The 1,004-nt window shown below is 46.5% G+C and carries 1 pseudogene; it reads left to right on the top strand.

Going from position 1 to position 1,004, the window contains the following annotated elements:
* Positions 1–632: 632 nt before the first annotated feature.
* A pseudogene (locus tag A3762_RS25105) lies at positions 633–1,004 on the top strand (hypothetical protein); the annotation flags it as partial.

The following is a 1,004-nucleotide window of genomic DNA, read 5'->3' as shown; positions in this document are numbered from 1 at the left end:
GCTAGTCGAAATAAGGGGTTCACATCGTGCGGAAAGTATTAACACATATAACCCACGCAACCCACCAGACAAACAGGTAAGTCGTGATTTCTTAGAATGGAATGTTGATTTAGGGTTCTCAATGTTAATGACCGAATCCTTTATGCGCGAAGAGCTAGGCCTTTCAGGTCCGATACTCGACGGCGAATGGATTTTCTCTTTTGTTGGTATGAACATGATCCCGACCGATTTCACACCATACAGACCTGAAAATGCGAGCCGCACAGGCCCTTATCCCGGCACAGCTCGTGCTGTGCAAGCACTCTATCAGTTTGGCGTGGCGCATTACCGCCAAAACTACATGCTTACTATGGATATCGATCTTTCAGAAAACGAGGTCTATGACTTCGAAGGATTAACCCGCTTTCTAAGTTTCGGTGGNGAATATTTTTTAAGAGACGACTTTCACCTCCGTGCGGGCATGCGCATCAACATGGCACAAACATCGGAAGCCGCCAAAGACAAAGCTATTCTAACGGGTGGTTTTTTGTATCAACCACATGGATTCAGTATTGAAGCCGCCGCAATGATTAATGAAGTAGAAATTGGCGGAACAGTTGGTCTTGGCTACGCCTTTTAGCTAAGCTAGCGACATGTCATCACATTCAAATTCTAATCTGCTTCCTGCAGACTCTTATTTCATCGTAGGCGGAGCCGTCCGAGACCGCCTCCTCAACCTTAAAAGCAAAGATCTAGACTGGGTGGTTGTCGGCTTAACACCAGAACAAATGGTGGAACAGGGATTTCAGCAAGTCGGCGCAGACTTCCCTGTTTTTATCCATCCTATCTCTAAACAAGAATATGCACTTGCCCGTACTGAACGTAAACACGGTGAAGGCTACAAAGGGTTTATCTGCGACTTCAGCCCTGAGGTAACGCTTGAGCAAGATCTAGAGAGACGCGACTTAACGATTAACGCTATGGCCGAAGATGCCTATGGCAATGTCATCGATCCGTATAATGGG

The sequence above is a fragment of the Oleiphilus sp. HI0125 genome, assembly GCF_001635355.1.
The sequence above is the reverse complement of the archived record's forward strand: the minus strand, read 5'-3'. Positions and strand labels throughout refer to the sequence as shown.